Annotated in this window: 5 protein-coding genes and 1 rRNA gene; all 6 read right to left on the bottom strand. The window is 36.9% G+C overall.

Annotated features, from left to right (window positions below; genetic code table 11):
* Positions 1–452: ribosomal RNA gene (locus A9G07_RS11860) — 16S ribosomal RNA — on the bottom strand; the annotation flags it as partial.
* Between the two features lie 302 nt (positions 453–754).
* On the bottom strand, positions 755–1,936 hold the full coding sequence (gene purT, locus A9G07_RS11855; RefSeq protein ID WP_065735275.1) for a formate-dependent phosphoribosylglycinamide formyltransferase: 1,182 nt from the start codon (positions 1,934–1,936) through the stop codon (positions 755–757).
* 81 nt (positions 1,937–2,017) lie between these two features.
* A complete protein-coding gene (locus tag A9G07_RS11850) occupies positions 2,018–3,316 on the bottom strand; it encodes an adenylosuccinate synthase (protein WP_065561908.1) in 1,299 nt (432 codons plus the stop codon).
* Between the two features lie 19 nt (positions 3,317–3,335).
* The gene (gene hflC, locus A9G07_RS11845; RefSeq protein WP_065561907.1) at positions 3,336–4,298 is read right to left on the bottom strand and encodes a protease modulator HflC; all 963 of its coding nucleotides are present in this window, start codon (positions 4,296–4,298) and stop codon (positions 3,336–3,338) included.
* Positions 4,299–4,308: 10 nt separating this feature from the next.
* Positions 4,309–5,544, bottom strand: a complete 1,236-nt coding sequence (hflK, locus tag A9G07_RS11840; protein WP_065735274.1) for an FtsH protease activity modulator HflK — start codon at positions 5,542–5,544, stop codon at positions 4,309–4,311.
* Between the two features lie 23 nt (positions 5,545–5,567).
* A complete protein-coding gene (gene hflX, locus A9G07_RS11835; protein ID WP_065735273.1) occupies positions 5,568–6,863 on the bottom strand; it encodes a ribosome rescue GTPase HflX in 1,296 nt (431 codons plus the stop codon).
* Positions 6,864–6,867 lie beyond the last annotated feature (4 nt).

Genomic DNA, 6,867 nt, shown 5'->3' with positions numbered 1-6,867 from the left:
CACCTTCCTCATTACCGAAAGTACTTTACAACCCGAAGGCCTTCTTCATACACGCGGCATGGCTGCATCAGGGTTTCCCCCATTGTGCAATATTCCCCACTGCTGCCTCCCGTAGGAGTCTGGACCGTGTCTCAGTTCCAGTGTGGCTGGTCATCCTCTCAGACCAGCTAGAGATCGTCGCCTTGGTAAGCCTTTACCTCACCAACTAGCTAATCCCATATGGGTTCATCAAATGGCGCATGGCCCGAAGGTCCCATGCTTTGGTTTCTCAACATTATGCGGTATTAGCAGTCGTTTCCAACTGTTGTCCCCCTCCATTCGGCAGATCCCCATACTTTACTCACCCGTCCGCCACTCGTCATCAAGTGCAAGCACTCATGTTACCGTTCGACTTGCATGTGTTAAGCCTGCCGCCAGCGTTCAATCTGAGCCATGATCAAACTCTTCAATTTAAAGTTTGATGCTCAATAACTGTCTCTGACATAATTCAAATGAATCTTCAGTGTCACTTATCAAGACTTAATTTTTTGAGTCCGTAGACTTTTAATTTTTTGTCTCGCAAGTGCCCACACAGATTGTCTGTTTCTTCTTTTTAAAGAGCTGACAGCTTTAAATTCAACTAAACATTTTGTTGTTTTAGTTTGCTGTCTCAAGGGTTGCGTATGTTACTCACTTCACATGTTTACGTCAACCCCTATTTTGCAAAATTTGCTTTTTTTGGATTAAGTGATTGCTTTTTACACAAAGCAACGTCTTATAGGGTTATTTTTAACTGTTTTACGATAGCATCGGCTTTATTTATTGCTTCTTCCACTGTTACAGCACTAGCAAGTGCAACCCCCATTCTACGGCAACCTTCAACTTGTGGTTTGCCAAATAAACGTAAATCAGTATTTGGTTGACTTAATGCGTTATCTAAATTTGTGAACGATACCTGTTTTGATTCACCTTCAACCATTATGACCACAGATGCACTAGCATGATATTGTTCAATAAGTGGAATAGGCAAGCCTAATATAGCTCTGGCATGTAAGGCAAACTCAGATAGATTCTGGGAAATTAAAGTTACCATTCCGGTATCATGAGGACGAGGCGATACTTCACTAAACCAAACTTTATCGCCTTTAACAAACAGTTCAACACCAAATAAACCGTGCCCGCCTAATGCTTGAGTTATTTTGGTTGCAATATCTTTTGCTTGCTCTAAAGCGTTACAAGACATTTGTTGAGGCTGCCAAGATTCCCGATAATCGCCTTTTTCCTGACGATGCCCAATCGGTTCACAATAAGAAACACCATTGATATGCCTAACTGTTAATAAGGTAATTTCGTAATCAAAGTCGATAAAACCTTCTATAATAACTTTACCGCCACCAGCTCGACCACCTTCTTGTGCATATTTCCAGGCTAATTGAAGATCAGCTTCACTGCGTAATAATGTTTGCCCTTTACCGGAAGAGCTCATCACTGGTTTAACTAAGCAGGGATAACCAATCTCTTTTACCGCATCTTTAAATTCTATTTCGGTTGAAGCAAACCGATAAGGTGAAGTTGGTAGATTTAGTTGTTCAGCAGCAAGGCGACGAATCCCTTCTCTATTCATGGTTAACGCGACTGCTTTTGCAGTAGGAATAACCGTAAATCCCTCTTGCTCTAACTCAACTAAAGTTTGCGTTGCAATGGCTTCAATTTCAGGAACAATAAAATCCGGTTTTTCCTGTTCAATAATTTTTCTCAGTTCATTACCATCTAGCATATTAATAATATGATAACGATGAGCAACTTGCATTGCTGGTGCATTAGCATAGCGATCAACAGCAATAACTTCACAACCAAACCTTTGTAGTTCTATCACGACTTCTTTAGCCAATTCACCTGCGCCACACAGCATAACTTTGATTGAAGTGGGTGATAACGGCGTCCCTAATTTAGCCATAATGTCCTCATACTCAGTTAACTATTTTTAATATCCTAAAAATAAAAAATCGGGAAAACGCACCCGATTTTTTATTTACAATTACGCTTGATAAGGATCACGTAGAATCATGGTTTCGCTACGATCCGGACCTGTTGATATAATATCAATTGGTGTTTCGGTTAATTCTTCAATTCGTTTGATATAGGATTTGGCTGCTTGTGGTAAAGCATCATAACTTTTAATACCAAACGTTGACTCGCTCCAACCAGGCATAGACTCATATACAGGTTTTACTAAACTCCAATCTTCAGCAGCAGCTGGTGCATTTTTGATGACATCACCATTTGGTAATTGATAACCAACACAGATTTTGACTTCTTTAAGACCATCTAAAACATCAAGTTTAGTTAAACAGAAACCAGAAACTGAATTTAGTTGTACGGCTTTTCGTACAGCAACCGCATCAAGCCAACCAGTACGACGACGACGACCAGTTGTTGCACCAAATTCATTACCTTGTTTGCAAAGATATTCACCCACATCATCAAATAATTCAGTTGGGAAAGGGCCTGCACCGACACGAGTAGAGTAAGCTTTAACAATACCTAAAACATAACCAACATAACGAGGACCAAAGCCTGATCCTGTTGCTACACCGCCAGCAGTAGTATTTGAAGAGGTAACAAAAGGATAAGTACCATGATCAATATCAAGTAAAGTACCTTGCGCCCCTTCAAACATGATTCTTTCGCCTTTTTTCCGAGCATCTTCTAATAGCGTCGGAATATCTGCAATCATAGCCACTAAAATATCTGCAATCGCTAATGTGTCATCAAGGACTTTTTGATAATCAACCGCTTCAACTTTATAGTAATTTACTAATTGAAAGTTGTGGTATTCCATAACTTCTTTCAATTTTTCAGCAAATGCTTGGCGATCACGTAAATCACCTACACGCAATCCACGACGAGCGACTTTATCTTCATATGCAGGACCGATACCTCGACCTGTGGTGCCTATCGCTTTATTACCACGTGCTTTTTCTCGAGCTTGGTCTAATGCTATATGATAAGGCAATATTAAAGGACATGATTCTGAAATTAGAAGTCTCTCTTTAACAGGGATACCATTTTCCTCAAGCTCTTTCATCTCTTTCATAAGAGCATCAGGACAAAGCACAACGCCATTTGCGATGATGCTAATGACATCATTACGTAAAATACCTGATGGAATTAAATGTAATACTGTTTTTTCACCATTAATAACTAAGGTATGGCCAGCATTATGTCCGCCTTGATAACGTACCACATATTTTGCTTTTTCTGTGAGTAAATCAACAACTTTTCCTTTGCCTTCATCACCCCATTGTGTACCTAGCACAACAACATTATTACTCATAGTTTATTTACTCATTGTATTATTTGTTAGACTTTAGTTTCATATATTGGAAAAATTCACTATCAGGACTAATGACCATAACATCATTACCTGTAAAACTTTGTTCATAAGCTTTCAAACTACGAATAAAACTAAAAAATTCAATATCTTTACCAAAAGCTTCTGCATAAAGTTTAGCTGCATTTGCATCACCTTCACCACGAATAGATCGAGCTTGGCGCTCAGCTTCCGATATTATTTTAGTTTTTTCAAATGTAGCTTTCGCTCTTATTTCTTCAGCTTTTTTAACACCTTCATATCGTTTTTCACGCGCAATAATATCACGTTCAGCTCGCATGTTAGCATAAATTGATCCTGACACTTCAGCAGGGAAATTGATTTGTTTGATTCGAACATCGATCACAACTACCCCAAAGGACCTCAAACTGGCTTTACTATTTTCAGGATCTTTTTTCGCATCATTGACCAATTTATCGATTGGTAAATTTTCTTCAACATCTTGCGGTGAACCATTTAATGCATCTTTAACACTTGCCATTAATGAATTTCTTGATTTGGTATCAGCATTAGTATCATTAATGATATCTCGGTTACTTAATTTACCTATTTCAGAACGCAAACGACCATTTAAACGAGCCAAGATTAAGTCATTAACATCATTACCACCAGCAATAGTTTCATAATAACGATTAAAATCTACAATTTTCCATTGCACAAAATAATCGACTATTAACTCTTTCTTATGAACGTTAAAAAAGCGCTTTTCGTTATTATTATTTGAACTATTAGTGGTTTGTATTTTAGCGTCGATTATTTTAATACTATCAACAAGAGGCATTTTAAAATGGAGACCCGGTTGAGATAACCCAATAATCTTATTAAAACGTAAAACCACACCACGCGTGCCTTCTTCAATCACATAAACACTTGAATAAAGCCCAACAATTAAAATTAAAACTATAGGAATCAATAATTTTCGCATTTTTCTCTCCTTATCGACCCATAGCTCGGTTACTTCGATTAATAGAACTATTATTTTGAGTTGCAGTGTTATTAGTTGTAGAGTTATCAGTTGTAGCGTTTTGTGCTTCATTGTTATTTTGAGAAGTACTATCAACTGTTTCTGAAGCTGCTGGCTGGTTGTTATTGCCATCACTACTTAAATTTGATAAGTTTGCTGATTCAGGTTCAATTTTATTTTTCACTAATTTTTCTAACGGCAATACCAATAAGTTACCACTCTTATCATTAACAATCACTTTTTGGGTTTTAGTTAATACTTTTTCCATTGTTTCAATATATAAACGATCTTTAGTAATTTCAGGCGCTGCTTTATATTGTGGTAATAATTTTTCAAACCGTGCAACATCACCAGCTGCTTCTAATTCAACTTGTACTTTATAAGCATTTGCATCTTCTAAAATAGTGGCAGAACGACCTTCCGCTTGCTGAATTAATTGCACTTTATATGCTTCAGCTTTTTTTATTTCCCGCTCACTATCATTTTGAGCTCGAATAGCATCAGCATAAGCATCTTGCACTTCGACAGGAGGACGCGCTACTTGGAAGTTAAGATCGACAATAGTAATACCCATATCATAATGAGAAATAACATTGATGAGTTCTTCTTTTGTACTGTTCTCTAGAACTGAGCGTCCATCTGAAATAATTGCATCAATATTAGAGCTCCCGATAGATGTTCTAAGCGCACTATCTGCTGCTTGACGTAAGCTATCTTCAACATTAGTTACATTAAATAAATATTTGATAGGATCACTAATTCGATATTGAACATTCATTTCAACAAAGACTAGATTTTCACCGTTATAACTAGTCGTTATAATATCACCCTGAACATTAAAGTTATAAGTTCCTTGGGTATCTACTTTATAAACTGTATCAATAAATGCTGGATTCCAATTTAAACCAGGTTGGATAATTTCAGGTTGAACTTGTCCAAAACGAGTTATTACACCTCGTTGGTTTTGGTTGATGGTATAAAAACCACTTACCCCCCAAATCAAAGCAAGCACTAAAATCATCGACATAATAATTTTAGAAGAATTCAAGTTAATATCTGAGGAACCTCGATTATTACTTGATCCACCTTTTTTTAAGAGATCTTTAATTTGATCAAATATTCCTCCCGACGAAGAATTGGAAGGTTTTTTGTTATTTCCCCATGGGTCGTTATCTTGTCCGTTATTGCCGGGCTGATTCCACGCCATATTTTATATGCTCCATTTAACAATTAGTTGTTATTTTGCGTATTGATTAAGTATAACAGATCTGGCTCTTGTTTACAGAGGCGATTCCATTCAATTAAAGGTATTCTTATATTTAGGTGAAAACTCCCATCATCTTCAATGACTTCATTCTCCACTGCATTTAATTTATATAGCCGACTTCTAAGTTTAGCTAAATAAGGAGGTAAGTTTAATTGGCAAACTTGAATTTGCCCAGAGAGCCTCTCTTTTAATGCGGTAAATAAAAGATCTAATCCTAAACTATTTTGAGCTGAAATCCAAACGCGAATTGGTACACCATTTTCGTCCCGATCAATACTCGGTTCCTTACCTTCTATTAAATCAATTTTATTCATCACTAACAAAGTAGGAATATCATGTGCATCAATTTCCAGTAATACCTCATCAACGGCATGAATATTATCTAATATATTAGGATCAGCTGCATCAACAACATGTAATAGTAGTGATGCTTCCTGTGTTTCTAATAAAGTTGCTTTAAAAGCAGCAATAAGATCATGTGGTAAATGACGTATAAATCCGACTGTATCAGCTAAAACAACCTCTCCAACATCTTCAACATTAATGCGTCTTAAAGTCGGATCTAGCGTTGCAAACAATTGATCGGCAGCATAAACTTCAGCATTAGTTAATGCATTAAAGAGAGTCGATTTACCAGCATTTGTATAACCAACTAATGATACCGTTGATAAATCTGCTTTACTTCTAGATTGACGATTTTGATTGCGCTGTTTTTCAACTTTAGCAAGTCTTGATAAAATTAATTGAATACGATGGCGAATTAATCTTCTATCAGTTTCTAACTGAGTTTCACCTGGTCCACGAAGGCCAATTCCACCTTTTTGGCGTTCTAAATGAGTCCAACCACGAACTAATCGAGTAGATAAATATTGTAATTGTGCTAATTCAACTTGTAATTTACCTTCATGTGTTCTAGCGCGCTGAGCAAAAATATCGAGAATTAATCCAGTTCTATCTACTACGCGACATTCACATAATTGCTCAAGATTGCGTTCTTGGGTCGGTGTTAAAGTATGATTAACTAAAATGACTGAAGCATTTAGTTCTTTTACTTTATCGGCGATTTCTAATGCTTTTCCTTCACCAATAAAATATTTAGCTTGTGGGGACTTTTTTGAGGTTGTCACAATATCGAGAATTTCAATTTGAGCAGAAGAAACAAGCACTTCAAACTCTTTTAAATCCTCGATATCGCTTTCTTGAGGGAAGAATACATGGACTAATAAGGCAGATTCACCACCTTTATATCGCTCAAACAATCAC

The sequence above is a fragment of the Gilliamella sp. wkB72 genome (assembly GCF_001693745.1).
Lineage (GTDB): Bacteria > Pseudomonadota > Gammaproteobacteria > Enterobacterales > Orbaceae > Gilliamella > Gilliamella apicola_E.
This window is presented reverse-complemented; position numbering and strand designations above follow the sequence as displayed.

Excerpts from the sequence above, each read along its gene's own strand:
- purT (WP_065735275.1), bottom strand. The coding sequence starts at position 1,936 with ATGGCTAAATTAGGGACGCCGTTATCACCCACTTCAATCAAAGTTATG.
- A9G07_RS11850 (WP_065561908.1), bottom strand. The coding sequence starts at position 3,316 with ATGAGTAATAATGTTGTTGTGCTAGGTACACAATGGGGTGATGAAGGC.
- hflC (WP_065561907.1), bottom strand. The coding sequence starts at position 4,298 with ATGCGAAAATTATTGATTCCTATAGTTTTAATTTTAATTGTTGGGCTT.
- hflK (WP_065735274.1), bottom strand. The coding sequence starts at position 5,544 with ATGGCGTGGAATCAGCCCGGCAATAACGGACAAGATAACGACCCATGG.